Source organism: Serratia quinivorans (assembly GCF_052113645.1).
Lineage (GTDB): Bacteria > Pseudomonadota > Gammaproteobacteria > Enterobacterales > Enterobacteriaceae > Serratia > Serratia quinivorans_B.
This window is the reverse complement of the sequence record NZ_JBIEIU010000005.1, coordinates 24744-48449: the sequence shown is the minus strand read 5'-3', so window position 1 is coordinate 48449 and position 23706 is coordinate 24744. Positions and strand designations below refer to the sequence as shown.

Here is a 23706-nt window from a genome sequence, read left to right as displayed (position 1 = left end):
AAAAGTAGCGCCTAAGCCTCCCCTGTGGAGGCTTTTTTGTTTTTGGCCATCTCCAGAGCCGGATTAAAGCGTTAAATGCTTTGAAGATGTGCCAAAGGCGTGTTCGAATAATAGATAACAATTACTTAGAGCCATATCGGCCAGAGGAAGAGGAAAGCAATGCCACATCTCGCAGAGCTGGTTGCCAATGCCAAGGCAGCCGTAGAAGATGCCCAGGATGTTGCCGCGTTGGATTTGGTACGCGTCGAATATTTAGGCAAGAAAGGCCATTTTACCTTGCAGATGCAATCGCTGCGTGAAGTGCCGGCGGAAGATCGCCCGGCAGCGGGCGCGGTAATCAACCAGGCCAAACAGGCAGTGCAGGATGCGCTGAACGCCCGTAAAAACACGCTGGAATCGGCTGCGCTGAACGAGCGTCTGGCAGCAGAAACCATCGACGTTTCCCTGCCGGGCCGTCGTATGGAAAACGGCGGGCTGCATCCGGTAACCCGCACTATCGACCGTATCGAAGCCTTCTTCGGTGAACTGGGTTTCTCCGTGGAGACCGGGCCCGAGATTGAAGACGACTATCATAACTTCGACGCGTTGAATATTCCGGGTCACCACCCGGCGCGCGCCGATCACGATACCTTCTGGTTCGACGCCACGCGCTTGCTGCGCACCCAGACTTCCGGCGTGCAGATCCGCACCATGAAGAACCAGCAGCCGCCAATCCGCATTATTGCTCCGGGCCGCGTTTACCGTAACGATTACGACCAGACGCACACCCCGATGTTCCATCAGATGGAAGGCCTGATTGTCGATAAAGACATCAGCTTCACCAACCTGAAGGGCACGCTGCATGATTTCCTGAACAACTTCTTTGAAGAAGATTTGCAGGTTCGTTTCCGTCCGTCTTACTTCCCGTTTACCGAACCTTCCGCTGAAGTGGATGTGATGGGTAAAAATGGCAAGTGGCTGGAAGTTCTGGGTTGCGGCATGGTGCACCCGAACGTTCTGCGCAACGTGGGCATCGATCCGGAAATCTACTCCGGCTTCGCTTTCGGTATGGGGATGGAGCGTCTGACGATGCTGCGTTACGGCGTCACCGACCTGCGTGCGTTCTTCGAAAACGATCTGCGTTTCCTCAAACAGTTTAAGTAAGGCGGGAATATCACATGAAATTCAGTGAACTCTGGTTGCGCGAGTGGGTAAACCCGGCCATCAGCAGCGAAGCATTATCCGATCAAATCACCATGGCCGGTCTGGAAGTGGACGGCGTGGAGCCGGTCGCCGGCGCCTTTAACGGCGTAGTGGTAGGCCATGTAGTTGAGTGCGGCCAGCACCCGAACGCAGACAAATTGCGCGTGACCAAGGTCAACGTGGGCGGCGATCGCTTGCTGGACATCGTCTGCGGCGCGCCAAACTGCCGTACCGGCCTGAAAGTGGCCGTAGCCACCGTGGGTGCCGTGCTGCCGGGCGACTTCAAGATCAAAGCCGCCAAACTGCGCGGCGAACCTTCCGAAGGGATGCTGTGTTCGTTCTCCGAGCTGGGTATTACCGACGATCACGATGGCATCATTGAGCTGCCGGAAGACGCGCCGATTGGCACCGACATCCGTGAATATCTTGAGCTTAACGACAACGCAATCGAAATCAGCGTAACGCCGAACCGTGCCGACTGTCTGGGTATTATTGGCGTGGCGCGTGACGTTGGGGTTCTGAACCAGGTTACCCTGACCGAGCCGGACATGAGCCCGGTGGCCGCGACCATTACTGACACGCTGCCTATCCGCGTTGACGCGCCACAGGCGTGCCCGCGCTACCTGGGCCGCGTAGTGAAAGGCATCGACGTCAAAGCGGCCAGCCCGCTGTGGATGCGCGAGAAGCTGCGTCGCTGCGGCATCCGTTCCATTGATGCGGTAGTTGATGTGACCAACTACGTGCTGTTGGAGCTGGGTCAGCCAATGCATGCCTTCGATCTGAGCCGTATTGAAGGCGGTATCGTGGTGCGTATGGCGAGCGAAGGCGAAACCCTGACGCTGCTGGACGGCAACGAAGCCAAACTGAATGCCGATACCTTAGTGATCGCCGATCACCAGAAAGCGCTGGCAATGGGCGGCATCTTTGGTGGCGAACACTCAGGTGTCAATGAAACCACACAGGACGTGCTGCTGGAATGCGCGTTCTTCAGCCCGTTGTCCATTACTGGTCGTGCGCGTCGTCATGGCCTGCACACTGACGCTTCACATCGTTACGAGCGCGGTGTTGATCCTGCGTTGCAGTATAAAGCGATGGAACGAGCGACCCGCCTGCTGATTGATATCTGTGGCGGCCAGGCCGGCCCGGTGATCGATGTGACCGCCGAAGCCGAGTTGCCGAAACGTGCCACCATCACCTTGCGTCGCGAAAAGCTGGATCGTCTGATTGGCCACGTAGTGCCAAGCGAGCAGGTGAGCGACATTCTGCGTCGTCTGGGTTGCCAGGTGACCGAGCAGGGTGACAACTGGCTGGCGGTCGCGCCGAGCTGGCGTTTCGATATGGAAATCGAAGAAGATCTGGTGGAAGAAGTGGCGCGTGTTTACGGATACAACAATATTCCTGACGTGCCGGTACGTGCCGACCTGATCATGACCAAGCATCGCGAAGCGGATCTGACGCTCAAGCGCGTGAAAACCATGCTGGTCGATCACGGCTTCCAGGAAGCGATCACCTACAGCTTTGTTGATCCTAAGGTTCAGGCCTTGCTGCACCCGGGTGAAGAAATGCTGATCCTGCCGAGCCCCATCTCGGTAGAAATGTCCGCGATGCGCCTGTCGCTGTGGACCGGCTTGCTGTCTGCGGTGGTTTATAACCAGAATCGCCAGCAGACCCGTCTGCGCCTGTTCGAAAGCGGCCTGCGCTTTGTGCCTGATACTGCGGCAAATCTGGGTATCCGTCAGGATGTCATGCTGGCAGGGGTGATCGCCGGTCATACGCACGAAGAACATTGGGATCTGGCGCGTAAGCCGGTCGACTTCTATGATTTGAAAGGGGATCTGGAGTCTGTCTTGGAGCTGACCGGTAAATTATCCGAAATTCAGTTCAAGGCAGAGGCCAATCCGGCCTTGCACCCAGGGCAAAGCGCGGCGATTTATTTCCAGGGCCAACGTGTCGGTTTCATCGGCGTCGTTCATCCGGAACTTGAACGTAAACTGGATCTTAACGGCCGTACAGTGGTGTTTGAACTGGAGTGGGACAAGGTCGCAAGCCGCGCCGTGCCTCAGGCGCGGGAGATTTCTCGCTTCCCGGCAAACCGTCGAGATATCGCCGTTGTGGTGGCTGAAAACGTCCCCGCAGAAGATATTTTGGCAGAGTGTAAGAAAGTTGGCGCAAATCAGGTAGTTGGCGTAAACTTGTTTGATGTGTACCGTGGCAAGGGCGTGGCAGAGGGTTATAAGAGCCTGGCTATCAGTCTGGTATTGCAGGATACCGCTCGTACACTGGAAGAAGAGGAGATAGCCGTTACCGTTGCAAAATGTGTAGAGGCTCTAAAACAGCGATTCCAAGCATCCTTGAGGGATTGAACCTATGGCGCTTACTAAAGCTGAAATGTCAGAACACCTGTTTGAAAAGCTTGGGCTTAGCAAACGGGATGCCAAAGACCTGGTAGAACTGTTTTTCGAAGAGGTCCGTCGTGCTCTTGAGAACGGTGAGCAGGTGAAACTGTCAGGTTTTGGCAATTTTGATTTGCGTGACAAGAACCAACGTCCGGGGCGTAACCCGAAGACCGGCGAGGACATTCCGATTACGGCGCGTCGCGTGGTCACTTTCCGTCCAGGGCAAAAACTGAAAAGTCGGGTAGAGAACGCAAGTCCGAAAGAGTAAGTTAGGTGAAACCAAAAAAGGCCGCTTCTGCGGCCTTTTTCTTTTATGGGGTTAAATTCGGTTTATTCTTAAATTGTGGTTGGATGCTAATTCTCGACTATTTATTGTGGGGCTGGTTTTTAATACTTAAACAATCCATTCTTTGCGGATTATTCTTATGGTTATTTTATTTGGGTGTTAATTTAAATTTAAAGGGGCCGAAGCCCCTGAATATTAATAATGGTTGTAGTAGTGACCCGGGCCACCGCCGCCACGATGGCCGCCACCGTGGGGCCCGAAGCAGCAGGCGCTGAGCGCCGTAGTCATCACGGCGACGGTCAATAGCATTCCAATGCGTTTAATCATAATAATTTCTCTCTGGTGGGTGTCAGCATAATTATAAATAGCGACGAGGTGCTCGGTATGTCAGCTATTCGTTAAACGTTGTTAGGAGCTATTTTAATTAAATAAATAAAATAGAGTGTATGGATTGCGTAAGGGAGATGAAAACGATCTGAAAATAGGCATCGAGACGATAGGCGTAAAATAATCACGCTGATATAACCACCACAGCGAGAAAATAAAGCGAGAGTAAAAAATGAAAAAGATCCTGTTGCTGGTGTGTTTACCGCTGCTGCTGCCGGTAGCGGCGCAGGCGGATGTTTCTATTGATATCAACGTGCCGGGCGTGACGGTTCATCTGGGCGATCAGGACCGACGCGGCTACTACTGGGACGGTTACGACTGGCGTCCACCACAGTGGTGGCATGCGCATCAGGGGCGCGGCATGGGTGAGCGCAACAATCGCGGCATGTATTGGGACGGCGGCCGTTGGCAAGCTTCAGCGCCACGTGGCAACGGCCATTCAGGCCCTGATCGGGGCGGTAATCCGTTCCACGGTGAACGTGATAATCGTAACGACGGTAATCGCCATGATAATGGCGGTCGTGATAATGACCGCGGCAATGGGAATGGCCGTGGCAACGAGCAGGGGCACGGCAAACCCTACCCGCAAAACGATCACGACTCCCGACGCTAATGGATCCCACGGCGGCTGATTTTGCCATTCTGCAGGTGACGGGCAGGATCAGCCGCTGTTTTCCCGTCATTATCCTTAGGCAATGCTTTCCCTTCTGACGCTAACCCCCTAATATTTGACCCTGACGTCAATTATTCGGCCGCCGAGCACGGCCCGCAGGGAATCGCCACACCTATGTCAACCAGCCAGACCTTTACCTTATTGCTGCACAAACAGCGCCATCGCGATAAACGCCATTTATTGCTGTTGACGCTGGGCGTTGCCGTGGCTTTTGTTTTTAGCCTCAGTGCGGGCGATGTCTGGCTTTGGCCTTCACAGTGGTCGAGTGAAGCGGCGCAGCTGTTTGTCTGGCAATTACGCCTGCCGCGTGCGCTGGCGGTGATGTTGGTGGGGGCCAGTCTGGCGGTGGCCGGTGCGGTGATGCAGGCGCTGTTTGAGAACCCGTTGGCCGAACCCGGCTTGCTGGGGGTAGCGAACGGTGCCGGGGTAGCACTGGTGTTAACGGTGCTGCTGGGTAACGGTCTGCTGCCGGTGGCGTTGATGAGCCTGAGCGCGATTGCCGGCGCGTTGATAATGACCTTTATGCTGCTGAGCTTTGCCCGCCGAAAACGCCTGACCAATGTGCGATTACTGTTGGTCGGGGTTGCCTTGGGCATCCTGTGCAGCGCCGTGATGACCTGGGCGGTGTACTTCAGTACCAGTCTGGACTTGCGTCAGCTGATGTACTGGATGATGGGCGGTTTTGGCGGCGTAGACTGGCGCCAGAAATGGTTGGTATTGGCGCTGGTACCGGTGGTGCTGTGGTTGTGCTGCCAAGGCAAGGCGCTGAACTTTATGGCGCTGGGCGAGATACAGGCGCGTCAGCTTGGCCTTTCGCTGCACCTGTGGCGCAATCTGTTGGTTCTGGCAATCGGCTGGCTGGTCGGCGTCAGCGTGGCGTTGGCGGGGGTGATCGGATTTGTCGGGCTGGTGATACCGCATATGCTGCGCCTGAGCGGCTTGACCAATCAGCGTTATTTATTACCGGGTTGTGCACTGGCCGGTGCCGGTGTCTTGCTGGCGGCCGATGTGGTGGCACGCATTACGCTGCTGTCGGCGGAGTTGCCGATTGGGGTGGTGACCGCCACGCTCGGGGCACCTCTGTTTATCTGGTTGCTGACCCGGGTAAAAAGCGTAAGGTAGTTTCTCTGTTCACCTGCAAGTAAAACAAGAGGATAAATCCATGACTCAAGCTATTTATGACATTCCGTTAAACACTATCGAAAACCAATCCACCACGCTGGGCAAGTACAAAGATCACGTGTTGCTGGTGGTTAATGTGGCATCGGAGTGCGGTCTGACCAAGCAATATGAAGGGCTGGAAGCCTTGTACGAAACCTACCGCGAGCAAGGTTTTGAGGTGCTGGGCTTTCCCTCCAACGAATTCCTGGGGCAGGAACCGGGCAGTAACGAAGAGATCCTGGCATTTTGCCGTGGCACCTTTGGTGTTCAGTTCCCGATGTTTGCCAAGCTGGAAGTGAACAGCGAAAACCGCCACCCGTTGTATCAGGCGTTGATCACCGCCGAACCGCAAGCCGTTGCGCCGCAAGGCAGTGAATTCCTGGCGCGGATGAGCAGCAAGGGCCGGGCACCGAAGCAAACCGGCGATATCCTGTGGAACTTCGAGAAGTTCCTGATCGGACGCGACGGTCAGGTGATCCAACGCTTCTCCCCGGATACTACGCCGGAAGATCCTGCGTTGGTGGCGGCTGTCAAACAGGCCTTGGCCGACTAAGGAAGGAGCGGTAATTCATCATGCTGCAACTCAGTCAGGTTGGGGTAGAAGGGCGTTTGGCCCCGTTTTCAGCACGGGTCGATGCTGGGTTGCAGTTTCACCTTATTGGTCCTAACGGCGCCGGTAAAAGTACGTTGCTGGCCTGCCTGGCGGGTATCCTGCCCGGGACGGGCGACATCCTGCTGAACGGGCATCCCCTGAAGGATTTTCAGGGGAATGAACTGGCGCTGCGCCGGGCCTATTTAAGCCAGCAGCAACCCCCGGTCGCGCTGATGCCGGTGTTTCAGTATCTGGCGTTGCACCAACCGGCGGGGGCCACAGAAGCGGCGCTGGAGAGTGCCATTCTTTATCTGTGCCAGCGTTTAAAACTGATGGACAAGCTGTCGCGCATGCTGACTCAGTTATCCGGCGGTGAATGGCAACGGGTACGACTGGCGGCGGTGTTATTGCAGGTTTGGCCGACGGTCAATCCGCACAGCCAACTGCTGTTGCTGGACGAACCCACCAATAGCCTGGACGTAGCGCAGAAAGTGGCGCTGGATCGGTTATTGCGTGAGTTTTGCCAGAGTGGGCGCAGCGCATTGGTCTGCGCCCACGATCTTAACCACACCTTGCAGCAGGCCGATCGTGTCTGGTTGTTGCATGCAGGGCGCTTGGTGGCGCAGGGGACGACGCGGGAAGTGATGGAGCCGGTTCTGCTTTCACAGATTTACGATGTGGATTTTCACCTGCAGGCGGTGGGCGAACAACGCTGGATTATGACGAAAACGGCATAGGGCGCGGACGCCTCGAAAAGTCGGCCTAAACGAAAATTAAACGGACCTGATATAAATAGCCGGGTAACGACCGGCATTATTTCCTTCTTTCCTTAAAATCCCCCCAACAATCTTGAAAACCGTCGCTGACGTGCTACGATGATTGTGTTCGAATAAAATAAGTAAATAATTATTAATAACTATAACTAATTGATTTTTAAATCAATATTAAATAATGATGATGGCCCCCGCAGATCAGATAGCTCGCTGATAATAAATCTCGCCTTAAGGTTTAGTTAAGCTTGCGGCCGTACATTGGCAGTTAATCCATCAGGAACGATTCTCTCTGGCGTTTAATATTCGTTAAATAAAAGAGATCTACAGTGTCATTAAAGAAGTTTGATACGTAATTCGATACGTTTGGGGTTAACCATGGATCAATTTTTACCTTTCTCACGCCCGGCGATTGGCGATGAAGAAATTGCGGCGGTAGAAAAGGTATTGCGCTCAGGTTGGATCACCACCGGGCCGCAAAATCAGCAGTTGGAAAGTGAGTTTTGCGCCACCTTCGGCTGCAAACACGCCATCGCCGTCTGTTCCGCTACCGCCGGTATGCATATCACTCTGATGGCCCTGGATATTGGCCCAGGCGACGAAGTCATCACACCTTCACAAACGTGGGTTTCCACCCTCAACATGATCGAATTGCTGGGTGCTACGCCGGTGATGATTGATGTTGACCGCGATACGCTGATGGTCAGCGCCAGCGATGTTGAAGCCGCCATTACTCTCAAAACCAAAGCCATTGTCCCGGTGCATTACGCCGGCGCGCCGCTGCAAATGGATGCCTTGCGCGAGGTAGCCCAACGCCACAACCTTCCGCTGATTGAAGACGCCGCCCATGCGGTGGGGGCCCGTTACAACGGTGAATGGGTCGGCGCACGCGGCACGGCAATCTTCTCATTCCACGCGATTAAAAACCTGACCTGCGCTGAAGGTGGCCTGATTGCCACCGACGACGATGCCCTGGCGGATCGCGTGCGTTGCCTGAAGTTTCACGGCCTGGCCGTCGATGCCTTTGACCGCCAGCAACTGGGGCGCAAGCCGCAGGCCGAAGTGGTAGAGCCCGGCTACAAATACAATCTTTCCGATATTCACGCGGCCATCGCGGTGGTGCAACTGGGGCGCCTGCCACAGCTTAACGCTCGCCGCAAAGCACTGGCGCAGCGCTATCTCACCGCGCTGGAAGGTTCGCCTTTCCTGCCGCTGGGGTTGCCTGATTACCCGCACGACCACGCGTGGCACCTGTTTATGGTGCGCGTCGATGCGGAGCGTTGCGGTATCGATCGTGATCAACTGATGGAACGCCTGAAAGAGGTGGGCGTTGGTACCGGTTTGCATTTTCGTGCCGCGCACACTCAGAAGTTTTACCGTGAACGTTATCCGCAATTGTCTTTGCCGAATACCGAATGGAACTCGGCGCGCTTGTGCACCTTGCCGCTATTCCCTGATATGACCGACGCCGATGTTGATCGCGTGGTCAAAGCCTTGTCTTCTATTGTGGAGTCGTTACGTGTCTCGCGTTGAACCGATAAAAAAAGTTTCGGTGGTGATCCCGGTGTATAACGAGCAGGAAAGTTTGCCTGCCTTGCTTGAACGTACTACCGCCGCCTGTAAACAACTGACCCAGCCTTATGAAATTATTCTGGTCGATGACGGTAGCAGCGACAACTCTGCCGATATGTTGACGGCCGCCGCCGAACAGCCTGGCAGCTGCGTGATTGCCGTGTTGCTGAACCGTAACTACGGGCAGCACTCGGCGATCATGGCCGGCTTCAATCAGGTGAGCGGCGATCTGGTGATCACGCTGGATGCCGATTTGCAAAACCCGCCGGAAGAGATCCCGCGTTTGGTACGGGTAGCGGAAGAGGGCTACGACGTGGTGGGCACCGTACGTGCTAATCGCCAGGACTCCTGGTTCCGCAAAAGCGCTTCCCGCATCATCAATATGATGATCCAGCGCGCCACCGGTAAATCGATGGGCGACTATGGCTGCATGTTACGCGCCTATCGTCGTCATATTATCGAGGCGATGCTGAACTGCCACGAGCGCAGTACCTTTATCCCTATCCTGGCGAATACCTTCGCCCGCCGCACCACTGAAATTGACGTGTTGCACGCTGAACGCGAGTTTGGCGATTCCAAATACAGCCTGATGAAGCTGATTAATCTGATGTATGACCTGATCACCTGTCTGACCACGACGCCGCTGCGTTTGCTCAGCGTGGTGGGCAGCGTGATTGCGCTTGCGGGTTTTGTGCTGGCGGTACTGTTGATCGCCCTGCGTTTGATTATGGGCCCTGAATGGGCGGGCGGCGGTGTGTTCACCCTGTTTGCCGTGCTGTTTTCCTTTATTGGTGCCCAATTTGTCGGCATGGGTTTGTTGGGAGAGTACATCGGTCGTATCTACACCGACGTGCGTGCTCGCCCCCGTTATTTTGTTCAGAAAGTGGTCGGTGAACAGCCGAACCACAATACTCAGGAAGAAGAATAATGAAAGCTATCGTATTTGCTTACCATGATATTGGCTGCGCGGGTCTGAAAGCGCTGACTGACGCAGGCTATGACGTTCAGGCGGTATTCACGCATACCGACGATCCTGGTGAGAACAACTTCTTCTCCTCCGTTGCTCGTGTGGGTGCCGAATTGGAGTTGCCGGTCTACGCACCGGAGGACGTGAACCACCCGCTGTGGATCGAGCGTATTCGCCAGATGCAGCCGGACATTATTTTTTCCTTCTATTACCGCAACCTGCTGAGCGACGAGCTCCTGTCACTGGCGCCGCTTGGCGGTTTCAACCTGCACGGTTCCCTGCTGCCTCGCTACCGTGGCCGCGCACCGGTGAACTGGGCGCTGGTTAACGGCGAAACAGAAACCGGCGCTACGCTGCACAAAATGGTTAAGCGTCCGGACGCCGGTGACATCGTTGGCCAACGCAAAGTGGCAATCAGCGCTGAAGATACAGCGCTGACGTTGCACAAAAAAGTACTGGAAGCGGCGCAATCACTGCTGAAAGACGAACTGCCAAAACTGAAAAACGGCACGGCCTCATTCAGCGCGCAAAACGAAGCCGAAGCCAGCTATTTTGGCCGTCGGACTGCGGCTGACGGTGAGATCCTGTGGCATAAATCGGCACAGGAAATCAACAACCTGATCCGTGCGGTGACCGAACCTTACCCTGGCGCTTTCAGCTATCTCGGCCAGCGTAAAATGATTGTCTGGCGTGCTCGCGTGCTGGATACCCAGCATGACAAACAGCCCGGTACCGTGCTCAGCACTTCTCCGTTGATCATCGCCTGCGGTGAAGGCGCACTGGAAATCGTTGCCGGTCAAAACGACGCGGGCCTGTATGTGCAGGGCCGCCGACTGGCACAGGAAATGGGCATTGTCACCGACGTGCGCCTGGCGGCCAAGCCAAACGCAGTGATGAAACGTCGCACCCGCGTGCTGATCCTCGGGGTTAACGGCTTTATCGGCAACCACCTGACCGAACGCCTGCTGCGCGACGACCGTTACGATATCTATGGTCTGGATATTGGCTCTGACGCCATCAGCCGTTTCCTGGATAACCCGCGCTTCCACTTTGTGGAAGGGGATATCAGCATCCATTCCGAGTGGATCGAATATCACATCAAGAAATGTGATGTCGTTCTGCCGCTGGTGGCCATCGCCACGCCGATCGAATACACCCGCAATCCACTGCGCGTATTTGAGTTGGATTTCGAAGAAAACCTGAAGATCGTCCGTGACTGCGTGAAATACAACAAACGCATCATCTTCCCGTCCACCTCCGAAGTGTACGGGATGTGCGACGACAAGGAATTCGACGAAGACCATTCACGCCTGATCGTCGGGCCAATCAACAAACAACGCTGGATTTACTCGGTGTCCAAGCAGTTGCTGGACCGGGTCATCTGGGCCTACGGCGCCAAAGAAGGGCTGAAGTTCACGCTGTTCCGTCCGTTTAACTGGATGGGGCCACGTCTGGATAACCTGGATGCTGCCCGTATCGGTTCTTCACGCGCCATCACCCAGTTGATCCTCAACCTGGTAGAAGGTTCACCAATCAAACTGATGGACGGCGGGGCGCAAAAACGTTGCTTTACCGACATCAACGACGGTATCGAAGCGCTGTTCCGCATCATCGAAAATCGCGACGGCCTGTGCGATGGTCAGATCGTCAACATCGGTAACCCGACCAATGAGGCCAGCATCCGCGAACTGGCGGAAATGCTGCTCGAAAGCTTTAACAACCACCCGCTGCGCGATCGTTTCCCACCGTTTGCCGGCTTCAAGGATGTTGAAAGCAGCAGCTATTACGGCAAGGGTTATCAGGATGTCGAGCACCGTACGCCGAGCATCAAGAATGCCCGCCGCCTGCTGGATTGGCAGCCGACCATCGCGATGCAGCAAACCGTCGCCGAGACGTTGGATTACTTCTTGCGCACCACCGTTCAGGAAGGTGACGGTGCATGAAGAAAGTCGGTCTGCGAGTTGATGTAGATACTTTCAGCGGTACCCGGGAAGGGGTACCGCAGTTGCTGGAGCTGTTCGACAAGTACCACATTCAGGCCAGTTTCTTCTTCAGCGTAGGACCGGACAATATGGGGCGCCATCTGTGGCGCCTTTTACGTCCGAAATTCCTGTGGAAAATGCTGCGGTCGAACGCCGCATCGCTGTACGGCTGGGATATTTTGCTGGCCGGTACCGCCTGGCCGGGGCGCAATATTGCCCGCGCGTTGGGGCCATTGATGAAACTCACGGCACAGGCCGGGCATGAAGTGGGCCTGCACGCCTGGGATCATCAGGGCTGGCAGGCTAAAGTCGGCCGTTGGTCCGAGGCGCAACTGACGCAACAGGTTCAGCTGGGTGTGGATGCGCTGGTCGCCAGCACCGGCCAGCCGGTCAAATGCTCGGCAGTTGCCGGGTGGCGTGCGGATACGCGGGTACTGGAGGTGAAGCAGCGTTTTGGTTTTCACTACAACAGCGATTGTCGCGGCACCCATCCTTTCCGTCCGGTGTTGAGCGATGGCCGCGTGGGGACCGTACAGATCCCGGTGACGTTACCGACCTTTGATGAAGTGATTGGCAGTGAAGTCAGTATGGCCGACTTCAATGATTACATCCTGCAGGCGATTGAAAACGATCGTGGCGTGCCGGTGTATACCATTCATACCGAGGTAGAAGGGATGTCGCAGGCGGTGATGTTTGAGCAGTTACTGCAGCGGGCGCAACGGCAGGGCATAGAATTCTGTCCGTTAAGCGCACTGCTGCCTCAGGATTTGGCGTCATTGCCATTGGGCCGCGTCGAGCGAGCTCCTTTCCCTGGCCGCGAAGGTTGGCTGGGTTGTCAAACCGATGTGAAGGACGATTCATGAAGGCGCTAAAAGGATCCTGGGCCATTTTGTTGGCCATTTTTTTTGCTCTGGTTTACCTGATCCCTCTCAATGGCCGCCTGTTGTGGCAACCGGACGAAACCCGCTACGCCGAGATCAGCCGCGAAATGCTGCAACGCGGCGACTGGGTGGTGCCGCATCTGCTGGGGCTGCGTTATTTTGAAAAACCGGTTGCCGGATACTGGTTCAACAACATCAGCCAATGGCTGTTTGGCGATACCAACTTCGCGGTGCGTTTCGGTTCGGTATTCAGTACCGGCATGACCGCGCTGCTGGTGTTTGCACTGGCTATGCTGATGTGGCGCAACGCGCGCCGCGCCAGCCTGGCGACGCTGATTTTCCTGTCGATGGTACTGGTGTTCAGTATCGGCACTTACAGCGTCCTGGACCCGATGATTTCACTGTGGCTGGCTGCGGCGATGGTCAGTTACTACCTGACGCTGAAAGCCACTACGGTTAAAGGCAAAATCGGCGGCTACGTGCTGCTGGGGCTGGCCTGCGGCATGGGCTTTATGACCAAGGGGTTCCTGGCGCTGGCGGTGCCGGTGATTGCGGTGATCCCGATTGTCATACAGCAGCGGCGGGTCAAGGACTTGCTAATCTACGGCCCGCTGGCGATCCTGACCGCCGTACTGTTGAGTCTGCCTTGGGCGCTGGCCATTGCTCAGCGTGAGCCGGACTTCTGGAACTACTTCTTCTGGGTGGAGCATATTCAGCGCTTCGCCGAGGATAACGCCCAGCACAAAGCGCCGTTCTGGTATTACATCCCGATTTTGATGGCGGCGGTGTTGCCATGGTTGGCATTACTGCCGGGGTCGTTGCTCAAGGGCTGGCGTGAACGTGTCCAACGGCCGGAGCTGTTCTTCCTGTTGAGTTGGGTAATGATGCCGCTGATCTTCTTCAGTATTGCCAAGGGTAAACTGCCGACCTATATTTTGCCGTGCATGGCGCCGTTGGCACTGCTGATGGCTGCTTATGCCGAGGACTACGCGGCGACGCTGCGCAGCAAAATGTTCAAGATCAACGCGTTGCTCAATGGGCTGTTTGGACTGATTTGCGTCGTGGCGCTGCTGGTGCTGGGCTCAGGATTGTTGCCGAAGGTGAAGCTGTTTGGTGCACAGGAGTGGCCGAAGATGGTCATCGGCATTATTATCTTCGCCGGTTGGCTCTTGTTTGCCGTGGTGTCGGCGCGTAATAACGCGCAGCGCTGGCGCTGGGCGGCGGCTTGCCCGGTACTGCTTTGTTTGCTGATCGGTTACGCCATTCCGCAGCAGGTGACGGATTCCAAACTGCCGCAAAACTTTATTAGCGCGAATATGGCGCAGTTGGGTCACAGCCGTTACGTTTTGACCGACAGTGCGGGTGTGGCGGCGGGGCTGGCCTGGGAGTTGAAGCGCAGCGATGTGCTGATGTTTAGCGAGAAGGGCGAAGTGGCTTATGGCCTGGCTTACCCGGATGCCCGCAGCCATTTCATCAGCGATGCCGATTTCCCGCAGTGGCTGGCACAGGCACGTAAACAAGGTGACGTTTCATTGGTATTGCAACTGTCGAGAGGGGATCACGTGCCGCAAAACTTACCGGCAGCGGACAAGGTGGTTGAGATGAACCGCTTGGCGCTGCTTTGGTACCAACAGCAGCCATGATAGTCGGCTACTTGCTGGTGGTGGTGGTCAGCCTGCTCACCTGTGGTGGGCAGCTGTGCCAGAAACAAGCCGCCCAGAGCTGGCAATTACCCCCCGACGTCAGAAGGGGGGTAACGCTGCGCTGGCTGGCGCTGGCGGTATTGCTGCTGGGGCTGGGCATGGCGGTTTGGCTTAACGTGCTGCAGCGTTTGCCGCTCAGCCTGGCTTATCCGACGCTCAGCCTGAATTTTGTGCTGGTGACGCTGGCCGCCCGTTGGCTGTTTAAGGAACCCACGACCCTGCGCCATTGGTGCGGCGTGGCTTCGATCATGCTGGGGATCCTGCTGATGAGTATCAATCCATGAGGGGTTACGCCTGGGGCGCAGCCAGCGTGCTGTTAGTCACGTTGGCGCAGTTGCTGATGAAGTGGGGCATGGCGCAGATCCCACTGATGTCGTTTGCCGATGTCACTTTGAGCCTGTTTGCCCAATACTGGTTACCTTTGCTGGCGGTCAGCGGCGGTATCTTCGGCTATGCGTTGTCCATGCTGTGCTGGTTCTTCGCGCTGCACCATTTACCGTTGAATCGGGCTTACCCGCTGTTGAGCGTGAGTTATGCGCTGGTGTACCTGGCCGCGGTGATCTTGCCCTGGTTTAACGAATCCGCCACCCTGCTGAAAACGTTGGGGACGCTGTTTATCCTGTTTGGCGTGTGGCTGATTAACAGCCAGGCCAAGGTAAAAACCCCTCAATAGCGCAAAAAGTGGCGCCAATACGATTATCTCCTTCACCGCACTTGCCTTTTTCCCCTGGTGGGGGATAAATTAGCCCCAAATAGCGCTCTCCTTACGTGGTGCCGGCTTTGCCTCGCAGGCGGTATGCTTTTACCGGGCGGCATGATGCGGCAACCTGTTCAATGAAGGGATATTATGCGGATGCGTATTTGGTTTTTATTAGCCAGTTTAATTATGGCCGGTTGCAGCAGCCATGCACCACCACCGAGCGGCCGGTTGGCGGACTCTATCGTGGTGGTGGCGCAGCTAAATGAGCAACTGCGTCAATGGTATGGCGCACCTTATCGCTATGGTGGGGTGGACCGCGGCGGCGTCGACTGCTCCGGATTCGTTTATCGCACCTTCCGTGACCGCTTCGACATGCAATTACCTCGCTCTACCGTCGAACAAACCTCGCTGGGGACCAAAGTTTCACGTGATGAACTGATGCCGGGTGATCTGGTGTTTTTCAAAACTGGCGGCGGTGAAAACGGTTTGCACGTGGGCATTTATGATACCAACGATCAATTTATTCATGCCTCAACCAGCCGTGGCGTGATGCGTTCCTCGCTGGACAATGTGTACTGGAAGAAAGCCTACTGGCAGGCACGGCGCATTTAGCCTTAAGCCGTTGATTTGGTATATCATGGCGGCATCACGTTCCTCACGGTGACTGCCATGAACAGCTTACGCTTACTGATTTCCGATTCTTACGACCCCTGGTTCAATCTGGCCGTGGAAGAGTGCATCTTCCGCGAAATGACTACGCAGAAAATCCTGTTCTTATGGCGCAATGCCGAAACCGTGGTCATAGGCCAGTCACAAAACCCGTGGAAAGAGTGCAACACCCGCCGAATGGAGCAGGACGGTATTCGTCTGGCGCGTCGCAGCAGCGGCGGTGGTGCTGTGTTTCACGATCTGGGCAACACTTGTTTTACCTTTATGGCGGGCAAACCCGGTTACGATAAAACGCTTTCCACCGGCATTATCCTGCAGGCGTTGGCGCAGTTGGGTATTTCGGCCACGGCATCGGGCCGTAATGACCTGGTGATCGAAACGCCGGAAGGCGTGCGTAAAATTTCCGGTTCGGCCTACCGCGAAACGCAGGATCGCGGGTTCCATCACGGCACCTTGTTGCTGGATGCCGATCTTGACCGCCTGGCGGACTACCTTAATCCGGATCCCAAGAAATTGCAGGCCAAAGGCATCACCTCGGTGCGCTCTCGCGTGGCCAATCTGGTGGAGTTTAAACCCGACATCAGCCACCAGCAGGTCTGCGATGCGGTGATCCAGGCGTTCTTCGACCATTATGGCGAGACCGCCACGGCGGAAATCATTTCCCCGGATGTTTATCCCGACCTGCCGGATTTTGCCGCGCAGTTTGCCAAACAAAGCAGTTGGGAGTGGAATTTCGGCAAGGCGCCGGCGTTTAGTCATTTGCTGAATGAACGCTTTGTCTGGGGTGGGGTAGATATCTTCTTCGACGTAGAAAAAGGCCTGATCTGCCGGGCGCAAATTTTCACCGACAGCCTCCATCCGGCACCGCTGCAGCGGCTGGCCGAGATGCTGGTGGGTTGCGCCTACCGCAGTGAAGCGTTGGCAGAGTGCTGCGATACGTTGATTGCTCAGTTCCCGGAACAGGCCGTTGAATTAACCGAGCTGCGGCAATGGCTGGCCGAAACGATCAAATAGTCATCACAGGGTAAATATCGGGGGATGGGGTTGCTCATCCCTTTTTTACGCCACAAATTTTCCTCGCTTTCCCGCTGTTATCCATTCTCTGCGAGCTAAATCAGCCTAACCGCCCAGCTAGCATGAATTCCGTAAAAATCAAGGGGAGCATTTTTCCCACTGTTTCAATGCAAAGAATAGCGTACGGAATTGAGGTGTTATTAAATTTAATCAGTTGGCGTCCGGCTTGCACTTGTATAGATTTCATGCTTAATTGATATTTAAAGTTAACTAAGAATTTCTTTAATGAAAACAATGATGATAAGCCAAATTTTTAGCGAGACTATATTACTTAACCTAAATATATCTTGAATTCAGTGGCGTGGCGGTGATTTTGCCTTAAGCCAAATGAGTTCTGTTTCTGCGCCAAGTGAGTTTGGCATAGTTTTAATCTATCAATTAAATGATAAGTTATCACTAATTGCATTGATATTTCCGATTAATCTCAGAGGGATTGATCGATAAAATATATTGATATACGATGAGATGCTCGCCATTCAGCCTGTGGCATTGAAATGAAAATACAATTCGAAGCTGACTTTATTAGTAGCTATGTTTTTCAACCTGTTTACTCGATGGAGGGCAGGCTGTTAGCGGTGGAAATCTTGAACCGCTTTAATAGCCTGGACGGTGATTTGGCTATGCCGGCTGACATTGGGATTAATTTACTGACCGCTGAGCAAAAGATTGAGTTATTTAATGAGCAATTGAAATTGGCAGAACAAAATGCACCATGGTTTGCCGAGAACGACGTTTTGTTGACGCTTAATATTGAAGAAACCCTGGTCGATTTGATTCTTGCTGACGCTCAACTGTGTGACCGTATCAGGCAGTGGCCATTTATTGCCTTTGAAATCAGTGAGGGTTTTCCGAATCTTTCGGCCGGCAAGAACAATGCAAAGATCCTCCGGCTTAGCGAATTATTTTCGCTGTGGTTGGATGATTTTGGCTCCGGTCAGGCGACCCTGACCGCCTTGTATGACGGGCTGTTCGACTACGTGAAGATCGACAAGCGTTTTTACTGGCAGTTGTTTACCCACCAGGGCTATGACGTGGTCATTGACTCGCTATTAAAGAATATCAATCTGCTGTGCAAAGGGGTGATCGTCGGAGGAATAGAGAAAAGGGAATATTTTAATAAACTCAGACACGCCGGTGTTTTTGGCCTGCAAGGTTTTTTATGGCCCAGCGTTGGTGTGGATAATCTGGCCGCATTACGGGCAACGCCCGATGAGTTTGATAACAATAATTGAAGTACTGCACACACCATGGAGCCAATAATGGACGGGATGATTTTTGCTGTGATCCATTATGGTTTTCTCGCTGAACGGGTATTTTTCCTGGCTGCGTAATAAAAAGGCGTTTAAGCCGTATCAGCACCCATGCTGATCCCCGCATCTGCCCAGGTATCAGGCAGATGCGTTCTCCCTGCATTTCCTCAGTGTTAATCACCCCGCACAGGCTCTACACTAGGTGCAACGGAGGGCCTATGCCGCAGTTTGAAAACGCTTACCAACATCAGTTAGCCGGTTTTTATACCGAATTGAATCCCACGCCGCTGAAAGGCGCTCGTTTGCTGTATCACAGCGAGCCGCTGGCACGCGAATTGGGGCTGGACGAAAGCTGGTTTACTCAGGATAAAACCCCGATTTGGGCGGGTGAAACGCTGCTGCCGGGTATGCGGCCGCTGGCGCAGGTGTACAGCGGTCACCAGTTCGGCGTCTGGGCCGGGCAACTGGGCGATGGTCGAGGTATTTTACTGGGCGAACAACGGCTGGCGGATGGCCGCAGCATGGACTGGCATCTGAAAGGGGCGGGAATGACGCCTTATTCACGCATGGGCGATGGCCGTGCCGTGCTGCGATCGGCGATCCGCGAGTTTCTTGCCTCCGAGGCGTTGCACCATCTCGGCATTCCCACCACAAGGGCGCTGACCATTGTGACCAGTGAGGAACCGGTTTACCGCGAGCAGCCTGAGCGCGGGGCGATGCTGCTGCGCGTCGCGGAAAGCCACGTGCGTTTCGGTCACTTCGAGCATTTTTATTACCGTAAACAGCCGGAGCAGGTGCAGCAGCTGGCCGATTTTGTCATTGCCCGCCACTGGCCGCAGTTGCAAGATCACGCGGATGGCTACTTGCCGTGGTTCACCGACGTGGTCGAACGTACCGCGCGCCTCATCGCCCATTGGCAGACCGTCGGTTTCGCTCACGGCGTGATGAACACCGATAACATGTCGATTCTTGGCATAACCATCGACTATGGTCCTTATGGCTTCCTCGATGACTACAAGCCCGACTATATCTGCAATCATTCGGATCACCAGGGGCGTTATGCCTTTGATAATCAACCGGCGGTGGCACTGTGGAATCTCCACCGGCTGGCGCAGACTCTGTCCGGGCTGATGAGCACCGAACAGTTGCAGCAGGCATTGTCGGCCTATGAACCGGCCCTGATGCGCGCTTACGGGGAACAGATGCGTGCCAAGCTCGGCTTCTTCACCCAATCGCAGCAGGATAACGATTTGCTCACCGGGTTGCTGAGCCTGATGGCGCAAGAGGGGCGCGACTACAGCCGAACTTTCCGTTTGCTGAGTCAAACCGAACAGCAACAGGCACAGTCGCCGCTGCGCGATGAATTTATCGACCGTGCGGCGTTCGACGGCTGGTACCAACAATATCGCCAGCGTTTGCAGCAAGAGCAGGTGAGTGACGCAGAACGTCAACAGGCGATGAAGGCAGTGAACCCGAAGCTGATCCTGCGCAACTATCTGGCGCAACAGGCGATTGAAAGTGCCGAACAGGATGATGTCAGCAAGCTGGCGCGCCTGCATCAGGCCTTGCTGACCCCCTTTGCCGACGCGCCGGAATATGACGATCTCGCCGCATTGCCGCCGGATTGGGGCAAACACCTGGAAATTTCCTGCTCGAGTTGAAATACCCGTCGTATTGCAAGCCGCAGCGTTGTTCACGGCTTTACCAGACCCATCCGTGGGTCTGCCCCTTCGGGGGCGCAGCAACTCGACATTCATCGGGTAAATGAATGGTCGGCAACTACTGGCGCAAATACACCTGCGGTAACGCCACCTCCGGGTGGTGTACGACGCCCAAATCCGCCTGATACCAACGGGTGAGGATCTCCGTCTGCAATACCTCCTGCGGCGTACCCGAGGCCACCAACTGCCCCTGATGCAGCAACAAAATACGGTCTGCATACAACGCGGCCAGGTTGAGGTCGTGCAGCACGCAGCACACCGCAATCGGCTGTTGACGCGTGAGCGTGCGCAGCAGCCTCAGAGTATGTTGCTGGTGGTAGAGATCCAGTGCCGACGTCGGCTCATCCAGGAACAGCCAGGATGGGGTAGGCTGCGGCTGCCAAAGTTGCGCCAACACGCGGGCCAGCTGTACCCGTTGCTGCTCGCCGCCGGAAAGCCGGCGATAATCGCGTTGGGCCAGCTCAAGGCAGTCGGTTTGCGCCATCACCTGTTGTACCGCCTGCCGTGCATCGCGTTTGCCGTGCGGTGCGCGGCCCATGCTGACCACTTCCTCTACGGTAAAGGGAAAGGCCAGATCGCTATGCTGGCGCATCACCGCGCGCACCTTCGCCAACTGCTGCGGTTGCCACTGCTCCAGCGGCCGACCCAGCAACTGACATTCGCCACAGCCCGGCGCCAGATAGCCGGTTAACAGGCGCAGCAGCGTAGACTTGCCCGCGCCGTTTGGCCCGATTATCGCCACCATTTCGCCGCTGGCGATGTTGAGCGAAACGTCGTTGATCAACCGGCGCGAGCCCAGACTGTAACGTAATTGCTGCGCCGTCAGGCTTGCTGAATTATCCACCCACAGGCTCCCGCTGGCGCATCACCAGCCACAAGAAATAAGGGCCACCGATCAAGCTGGTCATCAACCCGACCGGCATTTCTGCCGGCGCCACCAGCGTGCGCGCCAGCGTATCGCTGACCAGCAGCAGGCAGGCGCCACCCAGCGCGGAGCAGGGCAGTAGCCAGCGGTGGTCGCCGCCGAGGCGCATGCGCACCAGATGCGGCACTACCAGGCCAATAAAGCCAATCACACCGCTCATCGCCACGGCAGCGCCAATCAGCAATGCGCTTAACAGCAACAGTTGCAGCTTGGCGCGCTGAACATTCACCCCGAGGTAATGCGCTTCTTCATCTCCCAGTTGCAGCAGGTTCAGGCGACGCGCCTGTAACAGCGTCAGCAGGGTAGCCGGCAGGATCAGGGAGGCAGAAACCACCAGCGTGGGCCATTGCGACTGGCTCAGGCTGCCCATCATCCACAGTGAAAACTGGCGCAGCTGTTGGTCGTTGCTGAGGTAAGACAGCACGCCAATCGCCGCCATGCACAGGGCGTTGATGGCAATCCCCGCCAGCAACAGGCGCGACAGGCTGCCATGGTCGCTGCGGCTGATGCCGTAGATCAACAGTGACACCAGCATGCTGCCGAGGAACGCCGCCAGCATATGGCCATACAGGGCAATCACCGGCGGCAATGCCAGCGGCATCACGATAATCAGCGCGACAAACAAGGCACCGCCGCTGCTGATGCCCAGCAGGCTGGGATCGGCCAGCGGGTTACGAAACAACCCCTGCATCACGGCGCCGGACACCGCCAGCGCGCAGCCAATCACCACCGCCAACAGCACGCGTGGCAGACGGATATTCAGCCAGATATGCCAGGTGGTGTCGCTGAATGGCTGCTGCCACAGGGTACGGAACGACAGGGTCAAGGCACCCAGATTGGCAGCACCCAGTGCCAGCAGCGTCAGTAACACCAGCAGGCCGGCAATCGCCAGACGGGGGAAAGTGCGACTGCGCATTACTTTTGCTCCGCCGCATGGCGCAGTTTGGCCAATGCGGCCGGTGTTTCCAGCCCGAAGCCCAGTAACGCCATATCGTCAACCACCAGCACGCGGTGGTTTTTGCCTGCCGGGGTGAGCGCCACACCCGGCAAATTCCACAGTTGTTGTGGGCCGCCGAGCGTTTTTATCCCGTCGGTGGTGACCAACAACAGATCGGGCGCACTGGCAATCACGCCTTCCTGCGACAGCGGGCGATAGCGGCTGAATCCCTGCATGGCATTCTTCAGCCCTGCCGCGGTGATGACCGCGTCGGCAGCGGTATGTTGCCCGGCAGCCATCGGCGTAATGCCACCGTGGCTCATGACGAACAATACCTTGACCGGCAGCGCATCGGTTTTCACCGCCGCCAACTGTTGCTGGTAGCGCTCGCTCAGCTTTTTGCCTTGCTCGGTTCGTTGCAGCGCATTGGCGATCGCGCCGATTTTCTCCGGCACGTTCTGCAAGGTGGTTTCGCCCGGAATGCGCACCACTTTAACGCCGCTGTCTTCCAGCTGTTTGAACACCAACGCCGGTTCGGCCAGTTCGGTTGTCAGCACCAGCGAGGGTTTCAGCGCCAGAATACCTTCGGCATTAAGTTGACGCATATAGCCGACATCCGGCAGCTTTTTGACGGCCTCCGGCTGCAGGCTGGTGCTGTCGCGCGCGATCACTTCATCGCCCGCGCCCAGTGCGAAGGCAATTTCGGTGACGTCACCGCCTATCGAGACAATACGTTCCGCCGCCGCAGCGGTGAAGGGGAACGCCAGCGCCATGCACAACGCCAGGCGACGGGTCAATGAAGGTTTCATGCGGCAATATCCTTGGGTTCAAGCGCGGCAACCTGCTCACGCCACTGGGTTTGCTCCGGCTGGCCTTCGGTACGTTGGCCGTAAAGCTGGGCGATTTGCGTGCCGTCCGCGGCGAACAGCTCCAGGCTGGTGACGAAACCGTCTTTGGTCGGTTTGCGGGTGATCCAGCTTTCGGCAATTGAGTCTTCGATCAGGTGCAGGGTGAAACGACGGTTAAACACGTTAATCCAGCCTTCCTGCGGCATCAGACGTTCGATCTGGCCGGTGAAGATCTGCACGCAGCCACGGTTGCCGACAAAAATCATGATTTCGTTTTGCAGGCCGAGCGCGGCGTTGAGCAATTGGGACAGGGCGCTGTTATCCACCCGATAGGCCAAATCGTTGCCGACGGCCTGGAAGGCCTGTTGACGCGTCAGCTTATTGCGGCTCAACAACTGGAAAAACTGGTGAACGTCGGTCATTTCACGCCATTCACGGTCGATCTTGTGGTTGTCCGGTGCGGCGTTACTGACGGTAGCGTCCGGAGCTTTCAGTTCCAGCGCCGGGTTTTCTGCGCTCAGGTGACGTTCCACCAGCGCCATCCAGGCGGACAGATCGGTTTCATCGGTGGTGTACACCTTATGCAGCGCGTCACCCTGGTGATCGAAGAATTGAATGCTATGGCGTACGCCGCGCTTGTTGGTTTCGCTCATGGCGAAGGCGCTGGCCCACTGGTTGAGGAACAAACGCAAGTCCAACTCGCGCGGATTGAGGATCAACCCGGCGTGACCGTTCAGATGTTGGTTAAGGTAGCGGCCCATCTGCTCATGCACCGCGTAGCTGTTACGGGTGATGGATTTGGTGACGCCAACCTGTTCCAACTCGCTCAGCAGGGTACGGGCATCGGCTTGCAGGCGACGGGTATCCTGACCGACGCGCGCCTGGGTCAGTTCCGCTTCGCTGACGCCAAGCAGTTCCGCCAGATCGCGTGCGTATTTGCCTGGGTTATCGATTTTTGCCTGCTGGTAACGCTCGTAAAGGGTATTGCTCATAGATAGTTCTCCTGTGTGAGGTTCAATCGGCGGGCATT

At 55.9% G+C, this 23706-nt stretch carries 23 protein-coding genes and 1 other annotated feature (1 of these 24 cut by a window edge); of the genes, 18 read left to right on the top strand and 5 right to left on the bottom strand.

The annotated features are described in order from the left end of the window. Positions 1-41 (top strand) — a sequence feature (Phe leader region); it begins 82 nt to the left of the window's first position. 118 nt (positions 42-159) lie between these two features. From pheS to ihfA, 3 genes are read left to right on the top strand one after another with little or no spacing between them, the layout of a single operon-like run. Then, positions 160-1143, top strand: a complete 984-nt coding sequence (pheS, locus tag ACGS9J_RS11135) for a phenylalanine--tRNA ligase subunit alpha (protein WP_085116449.1) — start codon at positions 160-162, stop codon at positions 1141-1143. Positions 1144-1157: 14 nt separating this feature from the next. Then, positions 1158-3545: a phenylalanine--tRNA ligase subunit beta gene (gene pheT, locus ACGS9J_RS11130; RefSeq protein ID WP_442230985.1), complete on the top strand. Its 2388-nt coding sequence runs from the start codon at positions 1158-1160 to the stop codon at positions 3543-3545. Between the two features lie 4 nt (positions 3546-3549). Beyond that, positions 3550-3846, top strand: coding sequence for an integration host factor subunit alpha (gene ihfA, locus ACGS9J_RS11125; protein WP_004943604.1), 297 nt, complete (start codon positions 3550-3552; stop codon positions 3844-3846). Between the two features lie 213 nt (positions 3847-4059). Here ihfA and ACGS9J_RS11120 read toward each other — a convergent pair whose 3' ends face one another. Then, positions 4060-4191, bottom strand: coding sequence for a hypothetical protein (locus ACGS9J_RS11120; RefSeq protein WP_442230984.1), 132 nt, complete (start codon positions 4189-4191; stop codon positions 4060-4062). Between the two features lie 232 nt (positions 4192-4423). On the opposite strand from ACGS9J_RS11120, the gene ACGS9J_RS11115 reads away from it, so the two are divergent. The 15 genes from ACGS9J_RS11115 (at position 4424) to ACGS9J_RS11045 (ending at position 19906) form a co-directional block, all read left to right on the top strand. Then, positions 4424-4864 carry a DUF2502 domain-containing protein gene (locus ACGS9J_RS11115; RefSeq protein ID WP_442230983.1) on the top strand — a complete coding sequence of 147 codons (441 nt, stop codon included), beginning with the start codon at positions 4424-4426 and terminating at the stop codon, positions 4862-4864. 174 nt (positions 4865-5038) lie between these two features. Further along, positions 5039-6046, top strand: a complete 1008-nt coding sequence (gene btuC / locus ACGS9J_RS11110) for a vitamin B12 ABC transporter permease BtuC (RefSeq protein ID WP_442230982.1) — start codon at positions 5039-5041, stop codon at positions 6044-6046. A 40-nt stretch (positions 6047-6086) separates the two neighbouring features. Beyond that, the gene (locus ACGS9J_RS11105) at positions 6087-6638 is read left to right on the top strand and encodes a glutathione peroxidase (RefSeq protein WP_442230981.1); all 552 of its coding nucleotides are present in this window, start codon (positions 6087-6089) and stop codon (positions 6636-6638) included. A gap of 20 nt (positions 6639-6658) precedes the next feature. Beyond that, positions 6659-7414: a vitamin B12 ABC transporter ATP-binding protein BtuD gene (btuD, locus tag ACGS9J_RS11100; RefSeq protein ID WP_442230980.1), complete on the top strand. Its 756-nt coding sequence runs from the start codon at positions 6659-6661 to the stop codon at positions 7412-7414. Positions 7415-7825: 411 nt separating this feature from the next. Then, positions 7826-8980 (top strand): UDP-4-amino-4-deoxy-L-arabinose aminotransferase, encoded by a 1155-nt coding sequence (arnB, locus tag ACGS9J_RS11095; protein ID WP_442230979.1) that lies wholly within the window; start codon positions 7826-7828, stop codon positions 8978-8980. After that, positions 8967-9947, top strand: coding sequence for an undecaprenyl-phosphate 4-deoxy-4-formamido-L-arabinose transferase (gene arnC / locus ACGS9J_RS11090; RefSeq protein ID WP_442230978.1), 981 nt, complete (start codon positions 8967-8969; stop codon positions 9945-9947). The genes arnB and arnC overlap by 14 nt, the downstream gene beginning before the upstream one ends. Beyond that, complete coding sequence (arnA, locus tag ACGS9J_RS11085; RefSeq protein ID WP_442230977.1) at positions 9947-11929, top strand: bifunctional UDP-4-amino-4-deoxy-L-arabinose formyltransferase/UDP-glucuronic acid oxidase ArnA; 1983 nt, start codon at positions 9947-9949, stop codon at positions 11927-11929. Before arnC ends, arnA begins: the two co-directional genes overlap by 1 nt. Next, positions 11926-12831, top strand: coding sequence for a 4-deoxy-4-formamido-L-arabinose-phosphoundecaprenol deformylase (arnD, locus tag ACGS9J_RS11080; protein WP_442230976.1), 906 nt, complete (start codon positions 11926-11928; stop codon positions 12829-12831). Before arnA ends, arnD begins: the two co-directional genes overlap by 4 nt. Then, positions 12828-14492, top strand: coding sequence for a lipid IV(A) 4-amino-4-deoxy-L-arabinosyltransferase (arnT, locus tag ACGS9J_RS11075; protein WP_442230975.1), 1665 nt, complete (start codon positions 12828-12830; stop codon positions 14490-14492). Before arnD ends, arnT begins: the two co-directional genes overlap by 4 nt. Further along, positions 14489-14836, top strand: a complete 348-nt coding sequence (gene arnE, locus ACGS9J_RS11070) for a 4-amino-4-deoxy-L-arabinose-phosphoundecaprenol flippase subunit ArnE (RefSeq protein WP_442230974.1) — start codon at positions 14489-14491, stop codon at positions 14834-14836. The genes arnT and arnE overlap by 4 nt, the downstream gene beginning before the upstream one ends. Further along, the gene (gene arnF / locus ACGS9J_RS11065) at positions 14833-15225 is read left to right on the top strand and encodes a 4-amino-4-deoxy-L-arabinose-phosphoundecaprenol flippase subunit ArnF (RefSeq protein WP_442230973.1); all 393 of its coding nucleotides are present in this window, start codon (positions 14833-14835) and stop codon (positions 15223-15225) included. Before arnE ends, arnF begins: the two co-directional genes overlap by 4 nt. Before the next feature lie 174 nt (positions 15226-15399). Continuing rightward, on the top strand, positions 15400-15864 hold the full coding sequence (locus tag ACGS9J_RS11060) for an NlpC/P60 family protein (RefSeq protein WP_442230972.1): 465 nt from the start codon (positions 15400-15402) through the stop codon (positions 15862-15864). A 57-nt stretch (positions 15865-15921) separates the two neighbouring features. After that, positions 15922-16935, top strand: a complete 1014-nt coding sequence (locus tag ACGS9J_RS11055) for a lipoate--protein ligase A (RefSeq protein ID WP_442230971.1) — start codon at positions 15922-15924, stop codon at positions 16933-16935. A gap of 554 nt (positions 16936-17489) precedes the next feature. Continuing rightward, positions 17490-18227 carry an EAL domain-containing protein gene (locus ACGS9J_RS11050; RefSeq protein WP_442230970.1) on the top strand — a complete coding sequence of 246 codons (738 nt, stop codon included), beginning with the start codon at positions 17490-17492 and terminating at the stop codon, positions 18225-18227. A 236-nt stretch (positions 18228-18463) separates the two neighbouring features. Further along, positions 18464-19906: a protein adenylyltransferase SelO gene (locus ACGS9J_RS11045; RefSeq protein ID WP_442230969.1), complete on the top strand. Its 1443-nt coding sequence runs from the start codon at positions 18464-18466 to the stop codon at positions 19904-19906. A gap of 118 nt (positions 19907-20024) precedes the next feature. On the opposite strand, the gene ACGS9J_RS11040 is transcribed toward ACGS9J_RS11045, so the two are convergent. Genes ACGS9J_RS11040 through ACGS9J_RS11025 form a run of 4 tightly spaced genes read right to left on the bottom strand, consistent with a single transcriptional unit; the run spans position 20025 to position 23668 of the window. Next, positions 20025-20810 carry a heme ABC transporter ATP-binding protein gene (locus ACGS9J_RS11040; RefSeq protein WP_442230968.1) on the bottom strand — a complete coding sequence of 262 codons (786 nt, stop codon included), beginning with the start codon at positions 20808-20810 and terminating at the stop codon, positions 20025-20027. Then, a complete protein-coding gene (locus tag ACGS9J_RS11035; protein WP_442230967.1) occupies positions 20803-21807 on the bottom strand; it encodes a FecCD family ABC transporter permease in 1005 nt (334 codons plus the stop codon). Before ACGS9J_RS11035 ends, ACGS9J_RS11040 begins: the two co-directional genes overlap by 8 nt. Then, on the bottom strand, positions 21807-22637 hold the full coding sequence (locus ACGS9J_RS11030; RefSeq protein WP_442230966.1) for a heme/hemin ABC transporter substrate-binding protein: 831 nt from the start codon (positions 22635-22637) through the stop codon (positions 21807-21809). Before ACGS9J_RS11030 ends, ACGS9J_RS11035 begins: the two co-directional genes overlap by 1 nt. Continuing rightward, positions 22634-23668: a hemin-degrading factor gene (locus ACGS9J_RS11025; RefSeq protein ID WP_442230965.1), complete on the bottom strand. Its 1035-nt coding sequence runs from the start codon at positions 23666-23668 to the stop codon at positions 22634-22636. The genes ACGS9J_RS11030 and ACGS9J_RS11025 overlap by 4 nt, the downstream gene beginning before the upstream one ends. Positions 23669-23706: the final 38 nt, after the last annotated feature.